Genomic DNA, 17220 nt, shown 5'->3' with positions numbered 1-17220 from the left:
ATAAACTATATTTGCTACATGACAGGCCCAATCTCTAATCTCCAACCCCTAATCTCTGCGAAGCCATGAGGATAATGGCCTTCGACTATGGTACCAAGCGCATAGGCATTGCGGTTACAGACCCATTGCAGATCATCGCTACCGGCTTAGACACCATCCATCCCAATAAAATAATAGATTTTTTAAAAACATACCTGCAGACCGAACAGGTGGAGCGTTTTATTGTTGGCGAACCCAAGCAAATGGATAATACGCCATCACAATCGGCCCCACATGTTAAGGGGTTTGTTAACCTGCTTAAAAAAACTTTTCCTGAAATACCTGTTGAAATGCTCGACGAGCGCTTTACCTCAAAAATGGCGTCGGCGGTTATCGCGCAAAGCGGAATGGGTAAAAAAGCAAGGCAAAATAAGGAGCTGGTTGATAATATTTCGGCGGTGATTTTGTTGCAGGGTTGGATGGAGAAAACGCGTTAATTTTCTGAACCATGATTTATAGGATTTTTTGATTTCCTTGATTAATTAATATATGAAACACAAGGAACTTACTGAAAAAATAATTGGGTATGCTATGAAGGTTCATGGTATTTTGGGCAACGGATTTCAAGAAGTAATCTATCAGCGGTGTTTGGCAATTGAAATGCAAAAACAAGGGTTGGGGTTTGCAAGAGAATTAGAAATGCCAATATATTACGACGGAATAGATGTGGGAACAAGGCGGGTTGATTTCTTTGTAGAAGATGTGATAATGGTAGAATTAAAAGCAATAATAAATTTAGAAGATGTTCACCTGGCACAAGCAATGAAGTATGTTGAAGCCTATAAAATGGAAATAGGATTATTAATAAATTTTGGAGCAAAAAGTTTACAATTCAAACGCGTCCACAATAATAAAATCCTTTAACGTCATACAATCAAGGCAATCCGCCCATCCTATAAATCATGGTTCAAAACCCATTAATTTCAAATTCCCTACATTTGTGCCATGGAAATCCTTGACGGCGACCTACAAACCTACTTAGATAACCATTGCGAACCCGAACCGGAGGCTTTGCAAACCATCAATAGGGAAACGTATTTAAAGGTGTTAAAACCCAATATGCTATCTGGCCATTACCAGGGCCGCGTGCTAAGTATGCTTAGCAAAATGATGCAGCCCAAACGCATCCTGGAGATTGGGACGTTTACCGGCTATGCAACAATTTGCCTGGCCGAGGGCCTTACCGAAGATGGCTTGATCCACACCATTGAGGTTAACCGCGAATTGGAAGAAATGCTTAAAACACACTTTTCACTAACAAATGTGGAAAAAAAGATCAGGCTTCATTTTGGCGCTGCAGAGCAGGTAATAGCCAGCTTGGACGAAAAAAGCTTCGATATAGTGTTCATAGATGCTGATAAAAAAAATAATTTACTTTACTTTGAGTTAATACTTAACAAAGTCAGATCCGGAGGATTAATAATAATTGATAATGTTTTGTGGAAAGGGAAAGTATACGGCAACGAAAATGACGCCGATACCGTAAACATCCGCAAGCTAAATGACCAGATCGCTGCCGACACAAGGGTTGAAAAACTGATACTACCTGTGCGGGACGGCCTTTTGCTCATTCAAAAAAAATAATTATGAAGAAAACCTTACTGATTATCACACTACTGATATCATCTTTCGGCGCGTTCGCTCAAAAGAACACTTCACTATCTTATATAGAACAGTTTAAAGACAATGCCATAGCCATTATGCATGAAACAGGCATACCCGCCAGCATCATATTAGGGATAGCCATGCATGAATCGGGCTGCGGCAACAGCGCCATCGCTCAAAATCTGAACAATCAATTTGGAGTAAAAGGCGGCGGCGGTGCTGTATTTTATAAACATAAAAAGAAGGTACACTCTGCCTATAAAAAATACGATTCAATATTAGACTCTTTTGATGATTTTGCCCGAATTATTACTCAGCGCCAGCAATTGGGCCGCCTTGCTTCTGATCTTACGCTGTGCGATTATGAAAAATGGGTTAAAAGTATTCAGCGCAGTGGCTATGCCAGCAGCAAAAAATGGGGATCGCAGGTATTAGCCATCATCCGTAAATATCAGCTAAATGAGCTGGACCAAACCCCGGATGATAAACCTCAAATGGCACAAAACAATTCAACCAATCCATAATTACAGTAATAAAACTTATTTTGGCACAATGAACCATGCCAAACTCACCGCCTTAACTTTAAGGCAAAACACTTGTTTATTTATTGTAGTAGTTTTTTTTAGCTCATGCTCCGTGCATAAAAAAGGCATTACCCACAGTCCGGCTCCAATTATTTCTAAGAGTGAGGCTCACAAAAACAATGCTATTATTCAAAAAGCACGCAGCGAAGCTATTGCCAATTATGTGCCTTTTACCGTAGCTTCTTATATTGATCGCTTTAAAACCATTGCCATACAGGAAATGAATTTATATGGCATTCCGGCAAGTATTACCCTGGCGCAGGGGCTATTCGAATCGGGCTACGGCAATGGCGACCTGGCAAAGATTGCCAATAATCACTTTGGTATTAAATGCACCAGCGACTGGAAAGGCAAAAGCTACTACAAGGATGATGACCAGGAGAACGATTGTTTCCGGGTATACGATAAGGCCGAAGATTCTTATCGCGACCATTCAGAATTTTTAAAAAGAAAGCGCTACGCAGCGTTGTTCGAGCTTGATAAGAACGATTACCAGGGCTGGGCCAATGGTTTAAAACAGGCGGGGTATGCAACCAATCCTAAATATCCGCAGTTATTAATTGGTGTTATAGAAAAATACCATTTGGATCAGTATGATCGCCCCGAAGGTGAAATTCAGAAAATTAAGCGGGAAGACCGGGTGCTGGCCCAGATCAATCAGAATATAGGGAAATCAATAAAAGACTCGCTCGTACAAAACACACCAACCAATAAATTATACACCATAAAAACCGGCGACACACTATACAACATTTCTAAACGTTTTGGCTTAACTGTTGATGAACTTAAAGCATTAAATAACATGGCAGACAATGGCATCAAGATTGGCCAGGCGCTGATTATAGCCAAATAACCCCTGTTAATTATTGTTAAAATGTATGCTGCAGCATTATAAACGTTTAGTTTTGACCCATTAATGAAACCGGCACTACTTCTGTTTTTTTTTATTATATCGGTGCATGCCCTTGCCCAGGAAACCTCTGTTGCGGGTATTGTGTTTGATACCGAAAGCAAGGATAGGCTATCAAGGGTTAATATACTAAACCTGAATACCCATGTATCTGTTTATGATAATTTAAACGGGGTATTTACTATAGAGGCCAAACCCGGCGACCAATTGGTTTTTAGCCAAAAAGAACATTTTGCCGATACCATAAAAGTACAAAGCTATATACCCCTGGCTATTTATTTAAAGCGGATGGCTATACAGCTTAAAGAAGTTACCATATTTGATACCTTAATGGACCCCCAAAAAAGATTGCTGGCAAAGAAAAGCGATTTTAGCAAGGCATACGGGCCATTAGCAAACCGAGACCTTTTAAATTTTGGTCCCAGCGGAGTTGGTTTGGGGATAGATGCTTTATACAATATATTCAGCCGAAGCGGCCGCAACGCGGCACATTTACGCGAAACCATAGATGAGGACTACAAGCAGGATGTTATAGATTATCGTTTTAATAAAACACTGGTAGGTAGGGTAACCGGTTTAAAAGACAAACGGCTGGCCGATTTTATGTTAAAGTACCGGCCCGGATATTACCTGGTTACCAATTCCAGCGAATATGATTTTATATTGTCCATAAGAACCAATTACAGAAGATATTTGCGCAATCCCGGTGCGCATGCGTTGGCGCCATTATATCCACCCAAAGTTAACGCTGCATCGCCGGCAAAAAAGGAATAAATCTGCATAAAAACAGAATTTTGCTTTTCTTTGTAGCCTGTATGTATAAAACAAGATCCGCAGTAGTCTTCTTTATGTTTTTTTTAGCCGCAATAACCTCGTCGGCTCAAAAAACGGATACATCAAAAAAAGACAGTGTTAAAATTGACACCGCCTTACTTAACAAATACAGGATAGACCCGCCTAAAAATGCCTTGCCTGTTCGTGTAAGATCTCTGCAGATAGAGCCCGAACTGATACCTTTATCTATGCTTGACTATAAAGTTAACTACTGGCATAAATGGATAACATTTGGGTTAAACTTTAGCCAGTCGGCATTTAGTAATAATTATAGCGCCGGTGGGGTTAACGCCATAGCGCTTGGAACAAACTTTGATTTTAAAACCGAATATAACAAATCGCCATTTGATTATACTGCCGAGCTAAATCTTATTTACGGCATCTCAAAAAACAAGGGCCAGGGCTCGCGCAAAACAAACGACCGAATATTTTTTGATAATAAAATAGCTACACAATTATCCAAACACTGGTTCTTTTTCGGCTCGTTAAGTTTTGAATCACAGTTTGATAAAGGATTTCAATACACTAATGCAAGCGGGGCCGTACTTGCTAACCCGCTGCTGCTTTCTAATTTTATGGCACCCGGCTACCTTACCGAATCGCTGGGGTTTGAATATAAACCGGTAAAATACTTCGACTTGCGTATAGGTACCGGTACCGCCCGCCAAACCTTTGTAAAAGACACCACCATTTACCATAACCAGCCTGCTAATTATGGCGTGCTGCCGGGGCATACTTTTAAAAACGACCTGGCTTTCCAGATAGTAGCTATATTAGATAAGGACTTTATGAAAAACATGCATATCAATGCCCGGTACGCGTTGTTTATCCCCTATGAGCGTGCCCTTGCCTATACCAGTCACCGCATTGATGCCATTCTGACCGCAAAAGTAAACCGCCTGATAAACGTTACAGTAAACGGCACCTTCCTGTATGATAAGAGTACCTCGCGCGATCCGCAGGGCACAGAAGGAATGGCTTTGGGGATAGCTTACAGGTTTCCATAACCGGTCTTGATCACGGCTTATTCTTGCTTTTCTTTTTTAAATTCTGATAATCGATATAATACAATATTTTAAACGAAAAATTATTGTTTTTAGGTTGATTGAGGGTGTTGTCAAAATTATTGAAATAACCATACCGGGCCAGGGTAGTATTGGTTAATGACGAGCTTTTCCAGGCTACGCTTATCTCGCTGCCCGGCGAAAATACCCACTGGTATATCATGTCGATATTCCAGACATTATAGTTCTGGTCATTATCCTGGTTAAAATGCGATGAAGTTAAATTTGTTAGTTCGCCATTTGGTGCCAGATCAAAATATTGCTGATTGTTAAGTTTAGACCAATAATGCCTAAGCCTGAAAGACAAACCCATTACATTGTTAAAAGTATATTTTATATTAAATATGTTTTCGAGTGTTTGAATGTTGCGCCTGGCAAAAACAGGGTTTTTGCTTAAGGTATCAAGGGTTGAAAACCCGGTACTATTATACCGCGGCGAATAGATAACATCCTGCCCAAATGAAAATTGATTGTTAACGCGGTAAGTATAGTACACTTCTGCATCAGAACCATGTCCGCCAAAGCGGTTATATATGCGTTGCATATAATAAATACCGCCATATAACCGGGTAGAACGGCTCGTATTTAAATTCATGCTGATATTATTCTCCTCTGCCGTGCGGAAATACCGCCCGGCGACACGTGGCTCATAAAAATCATTTCCCTCTAAATTATGGTTAATGTTGATATTGCTTTGCCAGTTGTTTTTATATCTTAAATAGGCACCCGCATTAATGTTTAAATTTTGGTATGCCGACTCTTTATACCTGCGCGAGTAAAGCGTAGATGAAAATATTCCCCATTGATTAAAAAGCTTGCCTGGTTTATAATCATAGTAATTGAGGTTAAGTGTATGGTTAAAATAATTATTGAATGAAAGGATACCCAAATCGTTAGGATTATAATTATTGTCAACAAAATCCTGGTAAAAGCTCCAGGTAAAATTGCCCTGTGTTTTCCCTCCGCCAATTTCATAGTTAAAACCGGTGGATGTTGGTTTGTTGGTATAAAACAGATTGCTCATCATGCCATAACCGGTAAGATTATAAGAGTTAGGCTTATTGTTCAGGTTAAAAACAATGCCGCCTACATCGGCACTATAATCTTTACCAAACCGGCTAACGTTGGTGTTAATTAAAGCGATATCAGAGTTGTTCTTCAGGTTTTGATCCAGCACCAGAATATTATAATTGGTTACCGGCGATGTTTGTACCAGGCGATGATTGCCTGCCGCGTCTTCAATAACCGCGTTGGCCGCATTGGTTACCGCGTTAAAAACACCAATACCTAAACCATTTGATAAACGTCCGGATAACTTGGTCGCATTTAACAACCGCGTCTCTACAGGATTGCTGATAACAGATTCGCCGGATTTGAGGTTGCTGTAAGCCGCGCTATAATTAATAGGCTGGCCGCCAACGCGCCTGCTATAAAATAAGTTACCCTTGTTAAACAGCTCGGTGCCTTCGGTAAAAAATGGCCGGTTCTCTGTGTACTTTACCTCAAAAGGTGTCAGGTTAAGTATTTTATTGTCTGATTGTACCTGCCCAAAATCGGGTACCAGGGTTACATCAAGCGTAAAGCTTTGGTTAATGCCATATTTTACATCCATGCCCCCATTTACAGAGTTGGTAGTATTTTTTATACCCGGTGTATTGTAAGGGTAATGATTTACATAGGTAGAAAAATAAGGATAAAAAGCCAGGCGTAATGGCGGGGTTATATTTTTAAGTCCGGTTAGTTGGCCCTCTTGGTTCATTAATCCGTTCTTTTTAGGGTCAATCTCGTTCCAAAAAAGCTGCGCCTGGGTAGATTGGCGTCTGCGTATCATATTAAGACCCCAGGTTTGTATGTCTTTTTTGCCAAAACGCAGGGCAGAATATGGAATTTTAAATTCGGCCGTCCAGCCGTCGTCGTTTATTTTTACTTTACTTACCCAAACACCGTTCCAGGTGGCATCCTCATTATTGCCGCCACCGCTGGTTGGAACATACTTGGCATCAAACTGTACCCCGGCAGCGGTTACATAAAAACCGGTACCATTTAAGCCATCAAGATAAGTGTCAAGTATAACGCCAAAAAAATCATCATGTGCTATCTGGTCGCGTGCGGTTAGCTCATCAGCTACCTTTTTAGCCGATGTTTCATACATCCGCGCGGCAACATAAATTGCCGTGTTATCATATATAATTTTTACTTCGGTGCGCTCTTCGGGTTTTTCGTGCCGGCCGGCTACCGGGTTGTTCTCAATAAAACCGGTAGCTATGGGTATATTTTTCCAAACTTCATCGTCCAGCACACCATCAACTTTAGGCGGGGTGGCTACTTTAACCGCATCCAGTTTTTTAACGGGAGCCTGCGAATACGCACAAAGGGTTATACAGGAAAGAAAAAGACCAGGTAAAAATTTCATCATAAATGTGCTGATGGCTTAGGTATAAGACGACAAGGTAGAAAAAACGTTACAATGTTTTTGTTAATGAATAGTTAAAGAGCGTTAAATATGTGCAACCGTTTGTTAAATCATTAAGGCATAATTGCAACAAAATCATACCTTTGTAACCTCAAAATACTGGGAATTTAAAGTAAATAATACGCATGTTTGAAAATCTTTCAGATAAGCTCGACAGGGCATTTAAGGTCCTGAAGGGACAAGGAACTATTACAGAAATAAACGTGGCCGAGACCATGAAGGAAATACGCAAAGCCCTTCTGGATGCCGACGTTAACTATAAAACAGCCAAAGCTTTTACAGATGATGTAAGGCAAAAAGCCATAGGTGCAAATGTGCTAACCGCCGTGTCGCCGGGCCAGTTGTTAACCAAGCTCATGAATGATGAGCTGGCCGCGTTAATGGGCGGTACCGCTGCCGAGCTTAATCTTAGCACATCGCCAACCATAATATTAATTGCCGGTTTGAACGGCGCGGGTAAAACAACGTTTACCGGAAAGCTGGCCAATTACTTAAAAACACAAAAAAATAAAAAGCCGCTATTGGTTGCCGACGATATTTATCGCCCGGCAGCTATGGACCAGCTAATGGTTTTAGGCGAGCAGATAGGTGTGCCGGTTTATGTTAACCGCGAATCGAAGGACCCTATCGCGATAGCAAAAGAAGGTATTGCCTTTGCCAAACAAAACGGGCACAACGTTATTATTATAGATACCGCCGGCCGTTTAGCTATTGACGAGGCTATGATGGTGGAGATAGAGCAGGTAAAATCCGCTGTAAATCCGCAGGAGATATTATTTGTGGTTGATGCCATGACCGGCCAGGATGCCGTGAATACAGCCAAAGTGTTTAATGACCGCCTTGACTTTACCGGCGTTGTATTAACCAAGCTGGATGGTGATACCCGCGGTGGTGCGGCATTGTCTATAAAATCTGTTGTAAACAAGCCTATTAAATTTATTGGTACCGGCGAGAAGATGGAAGCGCTGGATGTTTTCCACCCCGATCGTATGGCATCCCGTATTTTGGGTATGGGTGATGTGATATCATTGGTTGAGCGCGCCCAGCAGCAATTTGATGAGAAGGAAGCTGCCGAACTGCAAAAGAAGATCCGCAAGAACAAATTCGACTTTAACGATTTTTTCAGCCAGATACAGCAGATCAAGAAAATGGGTAACATGAAAGACCTGATGGGCATGATACCGGGTGTTGGCAAAATGATGAAGGACGTAGATATAAAGGATGATGCCTTTAAAAACATAGAGGCCATTATTCAGTCCATGACCCCGCACGAAAAAGAAAACCCGGATACCATAAACCAAAGCCGCCGTACACGTATAGCCAAAGGCTCGGGCACCGACCTGGCAGAAGTAAACCGCCTGATAAAACAATTTGAAGATATGCGCAAGGTAATGAAGCAGATGAGTAACCCGGCAGCTATGGCGAGTATGATGAAGAGAATGCCTCGGTAGCAAAAATTATTACAAACAGTAACTAATATTTGGACTATAAGTTATATTTAGGGCATGAAAACCCGGATATTACTTATAGTCTTTTTATTTTCTGTAAAAGCTTTCGCTCAAACCATAAGGGTTACCGACCGAAACCAGGAAACAGGAATAAAAGAACAGTATTATGTTTTAAAGGCTGATAAAAAAATACGAGAAGGAAAGTACGAATCGTATATAATGTTTACAGATAAACTGATATGCGAGGGAAACTACAAAAACAACCTGAAAGATGGTTTATGGACCTATTCCGACTGGAAAGGCGGCGTATTAGACAGCGGACGCTATCAGCAAGGAAAAAAAGTGGGCATATGGAGCGGCTACAATTATAAGTATGAACTGGTAATACAATACGATTATACTAACAATAAAATAGTGCTTTATGTGCCAAGCGCGACAGCTGCGGCAGCAATCTATGGGGTAATCAACGGCGCAGATACTATTAAAACACACCTGGAACCCCCCCCCTATATATTTAGAGGGCAATGGCCGGTTTACGAATATGTTAGTACATAGTCTGCGCTATCCCACGACTGCCCGCCTAAGGGGTGTACAAGGCAAAGTTGTTGTGGCAATTACCATTAATAAAGATGGGGTGGTGTCAAACTATCGCGTAAAAAACGCTGTTGGCTATGGCTGCGACGAGGAAGCGCTGAGAGTTGTTAAAAACATTGGCGGCGATTGGCTGCCGGGTATATTAGACGGCAAACCTGTAACCGCAGAGTATTTAGTACCGGTTAGTTTTAGACTTAATTAATGAAAAAAATCCTATTTGTATTTTTAGCCGGATGGTTGATGATTGCTCGAGGCTTTGCCCAGCTTCCCGACGCAATAATAGATGTACAGCACTACAACTTTGCCATACAGTTAAACGATGCCAATAACGTTATAAAGGGCCGGGCAGATATCGCGGTTAAGTTTTTAAAAAGTGCGGAATCGTTTAATATTAACCTGGTTAAAAAAAATGCCGAAGGCAAGGGCATGTTGGTAAGTACAGTACTGCAAAATGGCAAAGCCATTGAATTTAAGCAGGACAGCGATGCGGTGAAGATATATACCATAGCTACACAAAATCAACAGAAAACCTATACTATTGTTTATGAAGGCATACCGGCCGATGGCTTGATCATATCTACCAATAAATTTGGGCATCGCACCTTTTTTGGGGATAACTGGCCCAACCGTGCGCATAACTGGCTGCCCTGCGTTGATGAGCCTGCAGATAAGGCCCCGGTTGATTTTTTAGTTACCGCGCCCAGCCATTACCAGGTTATAGCAAACGGATTAAAGCAAAGCGAAACAACGCTGCCAAATAAACTTAAACTAACCCATTGGGCAGAAACCGCGCAGTTGCCCACAAAAGTTATGGTTATTGGCGTAGCCGAATTCGCTATAGATCATCCCGCAGATGTTAACGGTATACCGGTTTATACTTATGTGTTCCCCGAGAACCAGGCAGTTGGCTTTAAAAGCTACGCGGTTGCCGCGCAGATATTGCCATTTTATATCGATAAAATTGGTCCGTATGCTTATAAAAAGCTGGCTAATGTGCAATCAAAAACCATATTTGGCGGTATGGAAAATGCCAGCGCTATTTTCTATTTCGAAGAATCGGTAAACAGTAAGGGTATTGAAGAACTAATGGCGCACGAGATTGCCCACCAATGGTTTGGCGATGCGGTAAGCGAAACAGACTTTCATCATCTATGGCTAAGCGAAGGCTTTGCTACTTACCTAACCAATTATTATCTCGAGAGCAAATATGGCATAGACACCATAAAAAAGCGTTTAACGGCCGACCGCACAAAAGTATTAAAGTTTGAAAAGGTCCGTTTCACTCCGGTTGTTGATACCGCTGTAAAAACCAACTATATGCCGCTGCTTAATGCCAACAGCTATGAAAAAGGTAACTGGACATTGCATATGTTACGCAGGCAATTGGGTGATGATGTTTTTTGGAGGGGTATAAGCACCTACTTCACCAAATATAAAGGTGGCAACGCCAACACTACCGATTTTCGTACGGTGATGGAACAAGTAAGCGGCAAAAATCTGGAAGTGTTTTTTAAACAATGGCTAAACACAGCAGGGCATCCGGACCTTGCCATAAACTGGAAATATGATGCAGCCAGTCATACCGTTAACATACAAGTTAACCAAACCCAAAAGGTATTATACAGCTTTCCGTTAGAGATAGCCGTTGATGGGCAACTACATACCATAAATATGACCGACCGGTCTGCGGCCATTAATATCCCCGCAGGGCAAAACCCATCGGTTATAAAAGTTGATCCTGATGTGAATTTATTGGCGAGCTTTACGGGGACGGAAGTGAAATAAACTTTATTGTTAGTCCGGATTTTAAATTATTTAAATTAGAGGTGTTCGAAACACTCCCGCTTGTCATTTCGACCGTAGGGAGAAATCTTATACACCCTGCCAAGCAACCATGCTTGGCGTTTAAGATTTCTCCTCGCTCCTCGTCGAAATGATATGGTTTTTATTTTGTGGCTTATCGGGAGGCCGGAACGAATGGTGAAATGGGTGTTTCACGTGATTCATATCTTGTTTCATCACTCCTAAATCAGGCAATTTGCAGCTATCTGATTATCAACATATAAATATAAAATCATACTTAAAAGTACTGACGAATAAGTTGTTACATTTTGTTTCACCACTTTTTGGTAATTAGCTTATAAACAATACTTTAACTCAAAATCTTGTTTCGCTTGTTACATTTTGTTTCACTCTCGCGTGAAACAAAATCTAACACCAAAGGAGACAACACCAATAAGCGAATCTCGGGCTTTAGCATCATCAGATTTGCAATCCGATATAAAAACGTCCAAATAAAATATATATCTTACGCTTAATTAAAATCTATCACATTGTTAGTTAAAACCTTTGGCAGCGCCGTTTATGGCATAGAAGCCATCACTATTACGGTCGAGGTAAATATAAGCGGGGGCAACATCTATTACGCGATAGTTGGCCTGCCAGATAATGCAGTGCGCGAGTCGCTGCAGCGAATAGAATCAGCATTATCTACAAACAGCTTTCGTATGCCCCGTCAGCGGATCATAGTTAATATGGCCCCTGCCGATATTAAAAAAGAAGGCTCATCATATGACCTGACCATTGCCACAGCCATTCTTGCTGCCTCTAATCAAATAAATGCAGAAGAACTGGATAAGTATTTAATTATGGGCGAGCTGTCGCTCGACGGCAGCTTACAGCCAATAAAAGGCGCTTTATCTATTTCCATACAGGCACGTAAAGACGGCTTTAAAGGCTTTATTCTGCCCAAACAAAATGCCCGCGAGGCAGCCATTGTTAACGACCTGGAAGTTTATGGCGTGGAAAGCATCACCGAGGTTGCCGGATTTTTTAACGGCGATGTACAGTTAACCCGCGAGGTGGTAAACACCCGCGAAGAATTTTACAACAGCCTCTGCAATTATGATAGCGACTTTAGCGAAGTAAAGGGGCAGGAAAATATTAAACGAGCATTAGAGATAGCCGCGGCAGGCGGGCATAATGCCATATTGATTGGTCCGCCGGGGGCTGGTAAAACTATGCTGGCGCGCAGGCTGCCATCTATATTACCGCCGTTGAGTTTATATGAATCTTTAGAAACAACCAAGATACATTCGGTAGCCGGCAAGCTTTCTGCAGCCGACGCGTTGGTTACTATCCGGCCATTCCGGTCGCCGCACCATACTATAAGTGATGTGGCGCTTGTTGGCGGCGGCGGCAATCCACAGCCCGGCGAAATATCGCTGGCACATAACGGTGTTTTGTTTTTGGATGAGTTGCCCGAGTTTAAACGCAGTGCATTAGAGGTTATGCGACAGCCGCTGGAAGAGCGAAAAGTAACCATATCGCGCGCCAAATTCTCAGTTGATTATCCCAGCAGCTTTATGTTGGTGGCCAGCATGAACCCCTGCCCCTGTGGCTATTATAACCACCCCGAGAAGGAATGTATTTGCCCGCCGGGTATGGTGCAAAAATACCTGAGTAAAATATCTGGTCCGCTGCTTGACCGTATCGATTTGCATGTGGAAGTAACACCGGTTAACTTTAATGAGTTGGCATCCGACAGGCTGGCCGAAAAAAGCGAACATATCCGCGAACGCGTAATAAAAGCGAGGGAGATACAAATAGCCCGCTTTGGCGACAGACCAGATCTGCACGCGAACGCCCAGATGAGCCCGCAAATGGTGCGCGACTTATGCAAAATTACCGCGGCAGGGCAAACTTTGCTTAAAAAAGCAATGGAGAAATTAGGCCTATCCGCACGGGCCTATGACCGTATCCTGAAAGTATCACGTACCATTGCCGATTTGGCCGGAAGCGAAGATATCCAAATAGAACACCTGGCCGAGGCTATACAATTTAGGAGTTTGGATAGAGAGGGCTGGGCGGGGTAGCAATACTACCCTTTCTCAGTCAGCAGATCATTTGTCAGTTTTTCAAATTCTGCTATAAAATCTGTGTAGTATTTGCCGGTACCCGGGCCGCTAAACCCGGTATGTATTTTACGCACATCGCCTTTTTTATCAATTATAATAGTTGTAGGAAACCCTAATACTTTAGCCATCATAGGCAGGCTTTTAGCCGGATCGCCATTGGTTGGTGTATATCCGGTTATCAGCAATGGATAAGGGATGTTGAAACGGTTCTTTAACTGCTGCACCGTTCTTTGCGATTTGGCAAAGTCGGTAGTGCGCTCATAAGCCAACCCAACTACTTCCACACCTTTTGAATGATATTTTTTATCGTAATTAATTAAGTAAGCCGTCTCATCCATACAGTTAGGGCACCATGAACCTAATATCTGAACAATAACCACTTTGTTTTTAAAGCGGCTATCGGTAAGCGAAACCTTGTCGCCTTTTACATCTTTAAATGTAAAAGCCAATTTTTTATAGCCCGGCTTTAGTGCAGTAAGCGAATAAGCATCGGGTAATTTGGCATTTGCATCTTTAATGCCTGTCCAATGGTCTATACTGGTAAGGCCCGCATACAACTTGCCATTGGTTATTTTATTTCTGTTGATGGTTGCAGTAAACAAATAATCATGCCCGCCATCAAAGCAGGATAAAAACAATTCATTGCCACTAACTACACCTTCTAAGTATCTATAATCACCGGTGGTTGATAGAAATGTACCGGTTAGTTTTGAGCCTATCTGCTTAAACTCGCCAACGGTCAGGTCTTTTTTATCGCCTTCGCCAAATGGAACCGCCCATCTGCCTGTAATATTAAACTCAGGTTTTTGCGGAGCCTTAAAGCGCCATGGTGTGTTTGGCGTAGCCATAAAGTCCATCGACACATACTTATCGCCTAAATTTTTTATCCATTTGCCAGCCAGATTACCGGCTGCCAGCTTTAATCTAAATTCAGAATCAAATAGTGGCATACGTATAAAAACAGAATCGCCTTTATACTTTATATCAGTTACTTTAATGCGCTCGGTACCATTAATCACAGCCAGCTGGCTATGGCCCTCAACATTACTTACTTCAAAATTAAATGGGATTTCAACACCAATAGCGGTTTTGGTTACGCCACGCCATATACCGGGTTTAAGAGTAGACTGCGCAATAACAGGAAGCGACAGGACAAGTAAGAATATAGCTAATAACGATCTGACTTTCATTTTGACAAATATTGATGTTCACCAAAACTAAATAAAATCAATCGGTTATTTCAATACCTCGCGCGATATGACAATTCGTTGAATTTCAGAAGTCCCCTCGTATATCTGGGTAATTTTGGCATCACGCATTAAGCGTTCTACATGGTATTCTTTTACAAAGCCATATCCGCCATGTATCTGTACCGCTTCAACCGTGGTTTTCATTGCCGTTTGCGACGCGTATAATTTAGCCATAGAACTTGCCTGCGCGTAGGGTTTGTCGTTATCTTTTAGCCAGGCGGCCTTTAAACATAATAAGCGTGAGGCCTCAATTTCTGTAGCCATATCTGCCAGTTTAAATTGCGTGGCCTGTAAGTCGGCCAGGGTTTTGCCAAACGCCTTACGTTCTTTGGCATAATTCAGCGCCAGTTCATAAGCGCCAGAGGCTATACCCAACGCCTGCGCGGCTATACCTATGCGCCCCCCTTCTAACGTATTCATAGCAAACGTAAACCCGAAGCCATCCTCGCCAATCCGGTTTTCTTTAGGAACCTTAACATCACTAAAATGCAGTGAATGGGTATCAGAGCCGCGTATGCCCATTTTATTTTCTTTGGCCCCAACAGTAAAGCCTTCCATACCTTTTTCTACTATCAGTGTATTTATACCGTGATGGCGCTTGCTGGGATTGGTTTGTGCCATTACCAGGTAAGTTGATGCCGTGCCACCGTTGGTGATCCAGTTTTTAACGCCGTTTAGCAAATAGTAATCGCCCATATCAATAGCGGTGGTGGTAAGCGCCGTAGCGTCTGATCCTGCTTCCGGCTCTGATAAGCAGAAAGCGCCTATTTTTTCGCCCCTGGCCAATGGTACCAGGTATTTTTGCTTTTGCGCTTCATTGGCATATTTCTCTAATCCATAACATATCAATGAATTATTTACAGAGACAATTACCGATGCAGAAGCATCAATTTTTGAAAGCTCCTCCATGACTAATACGTAAGAGATCGAATCCATGCCGCTACCACCATATTCGGGTGATACCATCATGCCTAAAAAGCCCAATTCTCCCATCTTCTTCACCTGCTCGGTCGGGAATTTTTGATGCTCATCGCGTTCTATTACGCCGGGCTTTAATTCTGTTTGTGCAAAATCGCGCGCCGCCTGACGTATCATTAAATGTTCTTCGGATAACTCAAAATACATATATGAACCTTAAACAGTAAATATATAAACTATTATGCACGCATAGTAAAAAATTTTGGCAAAAAAAAGAGAGCTTCAAAAAAAGCTCTCTTTCCCCTAATTAATTTAAACTATTGATTAAACCCAAAACAAAGAACAAAAAACCCCAGCCTGGGTGTCTGAGAATTTAAAACAAAACGAATTTCATAGGTAGATGTCCGTATATGTTTTCATAGATTACATGCAAGGCCGATAATCATAGAACAAATGTATTGCCATAACGCGGTACAAACAATGACTTATACGTCAGAATTTTAAAATAAAATATCGCCAATTATATACTATATTAGCCGTAATAACAGTTAAATTTTATTTTTAGCTATTGATTAATAAAATGTAATATTATGCTATTAACCGATTTTGAATATCTTAATACATCTGACAACGCCTTCAAAAAGAAGGTCTCGTTACAAATTAAAAGATTAAGAAGACAAAACCGGGTTACGCAAGAGAAGTTTTACTCTGATACGAACATAAATATAGCCCGGCTTGAATCAGGTAAAATTGATATCCGCATAGAGACTTTGCGAAAGGTTTGTTATTACTTTGATGTTTCATTATCCGGATTTTTCAGGGGAATATATTAAAACTGTATATAAAAATCACACAGCAATCTGCTATTGTATACAGTGGTTGTATTTAATACTATACAAACAAACACTACAATTTAACTACATTATTAATACCCGTTGCATAGTTAAATCACTGATAATTTGCCATTTAGTAGTTTTTTAAAAAAATAGCTTGTGTAATGAAAAATGTAAGGTATATTTGCCATCCCAAACGGAGTGGTAGTTCAGCTGGTTAGAATACATGCCTGTCACGCATGGGGTCGCGGGTTCGAGTCCCGTCCATTCCGCTTTTTCAATATCAAAAACAGTAAAAACCCCTCAGATGACATCATCTGAGGGGTTTTTCATTTTCAGGGCATACCAAATTATTCATCTTTTCGCATAGAAAATGCGAGTAATTCGGGAGTCATTTCAAGTCTGCTTACGAACTCCCGAATTAGCGCATAATAAATTGATATACAGCTTGTTCAATCATTGAACATCTTGATTCCAGGTGATTAATTAATCAAATTTGTTTCACTTTTAATTAATCAAAAGTCATGAGAACGACACTCTCGATGCTTTTTTCCCTGAGAAAGCCTAAAAATTATCAATCAGGTGAGATGCCAATCTATTTACGCATTACCGTAGACGGCCAACGGACTGAACTCGCTGTCAGTCGAAAATGTGATCCTGAAAGATGGGATGCAGTGAGCGGCCGGGCTACCGGATCAAAAGCGGATTCCAGAACACTAAACGCTTATCTTGATGATATTCAATTTAAAAT

Annotated in this window: 16 protein-coding genes and 1 tRNA gene; 14 read left to right on the top strand and 3 right to left on the bottom strand. The window is 41.5% G+C overall.

The genetic code is table 11. The features are described 5' to 3' along the window. Positions 1 to 65 precede the first annotated feature (65 nt). The 7 genes from ruvX to JWR23_RS02180 all read left to right on the top strand — a co-directional run bounded on the left by ruvX (position 66) and on the right by JWR23_RS02180 (position 4979). Complete coding sequence (gene ruvX / locus JWR23_RS02210; protein ID WP_299512387.1) at positions 66 to 476, top strand: Holliday junction resolvase RuvX; 411 nt, start codon at positions 66 to 68, stop codon at positions 474 to 476. A 52-nt stretch (positions 477 to 528) separates the two neighbouring features. Continuing rightward, entirely contained in the window at positions 529 to 903 is a 375-nt protein-coding gene (locus tag JWR23_RS02205; protein ID WP_299512385.1) for a GxxExxY protein, read from the top strand. Positions 904 to 984: 81 nt separating this feature from the next. Next, positions 985 to 1623 carry an O-methyltransferase gene (locus JWR23_RS02200; RefSeq protein WP_299512382.1) on the top strand — a complete coding sequence of 213 codons (639 nt, stop codon included), beginning with the start codon at positions 985 to 987 and terminating at the stop codon, positions 1621 to 1623. A gap of 2 nt (positions 1624 to 1625) precedes the next feature. After that, positions 1626 to 2168, top strand: a complete 543-nt coding sequence (locus tag JWR23_RS02195) for a glucosaminidase domain-containing protein (RefSeq protein ID WP_299512380.1) — start codon at positions 1626 to 1628, stop codon at positions 2166 to 2168. Positions 2169 to 2196: 28 nt separating this feature from the next. Continuing rightward, the gene (locus tag JWR23_RS02190; RefSeq protein WP_299512378.1) at positions 2197 to 3081 is read left to right on the top strand and encodes a glucosaminidase domain-containing protein; all 885 of its coding nucleotides are present in this window, start codon (positions 2197 to 2199) and stop codon (positions 3079 to 3081) included. Positions 3082 to 3144: 63 nt separating this feature from the next. Beyond that, complete coding sequence (locus JWR23_RS02185) at positions 3145 to 3912, top strand: hypothetical protein (RefSeq protein WP_299512375.1); 768 nt, start codon at positions 3145 to 3147, stop codon at positions 3910 to 3912. Between the two features lie 41 nt (positions 3913 to 3953). Then, positions 3954 to 4979 carry a DUF3078 domain-containing protein gene (locus JWR23_RS02180; protein WP_299512371.1) on the top strand — a complete coding sequence of 342 codons (1026 nt, stop codon included), beginning with the start codon at positions 3954 to 3956 and terminating at the stop codon, positions 4977 to 4979. 10 nt (positions 4980 to 4989) lie between these two features. Here the strand turns inward: JWR23_RS02180 and JWR23_RS02175 are convergent, their stop codons facing one another. Next, on the bottom strand, positions 4990 to 7452 hold the full coding sequence (locus tag JWR23_RS02175; RefSeq protein ID WP_299512369.1) for a DUF5916 domain-containing protein: 2463 nt from the start codon (positions 7450 to 7452) through the stop codon (positions 4990 to 4992). Between the two features lie 182 nt (positions 7453 to 7634). On the opposite strand from JWR23_RS02175, the gene ffh reads away from it, so the two are divergent. From ffh to JWR23_RS02150, 5 genes are all read left to right on the top strand, one after another. Next, positions 7635 to 8960: a signal recognition particle protein gene (ffh, locus tag JWR23_RS02170; protein ID WP_299512366.1), complete on the top strand. Its 1326-nt coding sequence runs from the start codon at positions 7635 to 7637 to the stop codon at positions 8958 to 8960. A gap of 54 nt (positions 8961 to 9014) precedes the next feature. Further along, on the top strand, positions 9015 to 9512 hold the full coding sequence (locus JWR23_RS02165) for a hypothetical protein (RefSeq protein WP_299512364.1): 498 nt from the start codon (positions 9015 to 9017) through the stop codon (positions 9510 to 9512). Continuing rightward, entirely contained in the window at positions 9499 to 9753 is a 255-nt protein-coding gene (locus JWR23_RS02160; RefSeq protein ID WP_299512362.1) for an energy transducer TonB, read from the top strand. The genes JWR23_RS02165 and JWR23_RS02160 overlap by 14 nt, the downstream gene beginning before the upstream one ends. Continuing rightward, positions 9753 to 11336, top strand: coding sequence for a M1 family metallopeptidase (locus JWR23_RS02155; protein WP_299512360.1), 1584 nt, complete (start codon positions 9753 to 9755; stop codon positions 11334 to 11336). The genes JWR23_RS02160 and JWR23_RS02155 overlap by 1 nt, the downstream gene beginning before the upstream one ends. 548 nt (positions 11337 to 11884) lie before the next feature. Beyond that, positions 11885 to 13426 carry a YifB family Mg chelatase-like AAA ATPase gene (locus tag JWR23_RS02150; RefSeq protein WP_299512359.1) on the top strand — a complete coding sequence of 514 codons (1542 nt, stop codon included), beginning with the start codon at positions 11885 to 11887 and terminating at the stop codon, positions 13424 to 13426. A 5-nt stretch (positions 13427 to 13431) separates the two neighbouring features. Here the strand turns inward: JWR23_RS02150 and JWR23_RS02145 are convergent, their stop codons facing one another. Further along, positions 13432 to 14658, bottom strand: coding sequence for a peroxiredoxin (locus JWR23_RS02145; RefSeq protein WP_299512356.1), 1227 nt, complete (start codon positions 14656 to 14658; stop codon positions 13432 to 13434). A 45-nt stretch (positions 14659 to 14703) separates the two neighbouring features. Further along, the gene (locus JWR23_RS02140; protein ID WP_299512354.1) at positions 14704 to 15843 is read right to left on the bottom strand and encodes an acyl-CoA dehydrogenase; all 1140 of its coding nucleotides are present in this window, start codon (positions 15841 to 15843) and stop codon (positions 14704 to 14706) included. Between the two features lie 824 nt (positions 15844 to 16667). Between JWR23_RS02140 and JWR23_RS02135 the strand changes: the two genes are divergently transcribed. Both JWR23_RS02135 and JWR23_RS02130 read left to right on the top strand, forming a co-directional pair. Then, positions 16668 to 16741: transfer RNA gene (locus tag JWR23_RS02135), tRNA-Asp, on the top strand. Positions 16742 to 16993: 252 nt separating this feature from the next. Further along, positions 16994 to 17220, top strand: a 227-nt coding sequence (locus JWR23_RS02130; RefSeq protein ID WP_299512352.1) for an Arm DNA-binding domain-containing protein, incomplete at its 3' end; no start/stop codon positions are given.

Origin of the sequence: Mucilaginibacter sp. (assembly GCF_028288205.1) — a bacterium.
GTDB lineage: Bacteria > Bacteroidota > Bacteroidia > Sphingobacteriales > Sphingobacteriaceae > Mucilaginibacter.
The sequence above is the reverse complement of the archived record's forward strand: the minus strand, read 5'-3'. Positions and strand labels throughout refer to the sequence as shown.

What these genes read in the sequence shown, in the direction of transcription:
- ruvX (WP_299512387.1), top strand. Translation starts at nt 66, where the DNA reads ATGAGGATAATGGCCTTCGACTATGGTACCAAGCGCATAGGCATTGCG.
- JWR23_RS02205 (WP_299512385.1), top strand. Translation starts at nt 529, where the DNA reads ATGAAACACAAGGAACTTACTGAAAAAATAATTGGGTATGCTATGAAG.
- JWR23_RS02200 (WP_299512382.1), top strand. Translation starts at nt 985, where the DNA reads ATGGAAATCCTTGACGGCGACCTACAAACCTACTTAGATAACCATTGC.
- JWR23_RS02195 (WP_299512380.1), top strand. Translation starts at nt 1,626, where the DNA reads ATGAAGAAAACCTTACTGATTATCACACTACTGATATCATCTTTCGGC.
- JWR23_RS02190 (WP_299512378.1), top strand. Translation starts at nt 2,197, where the DNA reads ATGAACCATGCCAAACTCACCGCCTTAACTTTAAGGCAAAACACTTGT.
- JWR23_RS02185 (WP_299512375.1), top strand. Translation starts at nt 3,145, where the DNA reads ATGAAACCGGCACTACTTCTGTTTTTTTTTATTATATCGGTGCATGCC.
- JWR23_RS02180 (WP_299512371.1), top strand. Translation starts at nt 3,954, where the DNA reads ATGTATAAAACAAGATCCGCAGTAGTCTTCTTTATGTTTTTTTTAGCC.
- JWR23_RS02175 (WP_299512369.1), bottom strand. Translation starts at nt 7,452, where the DNA reads ATGATGAAATTTTTACCTGGTCTTTTTCTTTCCTGTATAACCCTTTGT.
- ffh (WP_299512366.1), top strand. Translation starts at nt 7,635, where the DNA reads ATGTTTGAAAATCTTTCAGATAAGCTCGACAGGGCATTTAAGGTCCTG.
- JWR23_RS02165 (WP_299512364.1), top strand. Translation starts at nt 9,015, where the DNA reads ATGAAAACCCGGATATTACTTATAGTCTTTTTATTTTCTGTAAAAGCT.
- JWR23_RS02160 (WP_299512362.1), top strand. Translation starts at nt 9,499, where the DNA reads ATGTTAGTACATAGTCTGCGCTATCCCACGACTGCCCGCCTAAGGGGT.
- JWR23_RS02155 (WP_299512360.1), top strand. Translation starts at nt 9,753, where the DNA reads ATGAAAAAAATCCTATTTGTATTTTTAGCCGGATGGTTGATGATTGCT.
- JWR23_RS02145 (WP_299512356.1), bottom strand. Translation starts at nt 14,658, where the DNA reads ATGAAAGTCAGATCGTTATTAGCTATATTCTTACTTGTCCTGTCGCTT.
- JWR23_RS02140 (WP_299512354.1), bottom strand. Translation starts at nt 15,843, where the DNA reads ATGTATTTTGAGTTATCCGAAGAACATTTAATGATACGTCAGGCGGCG.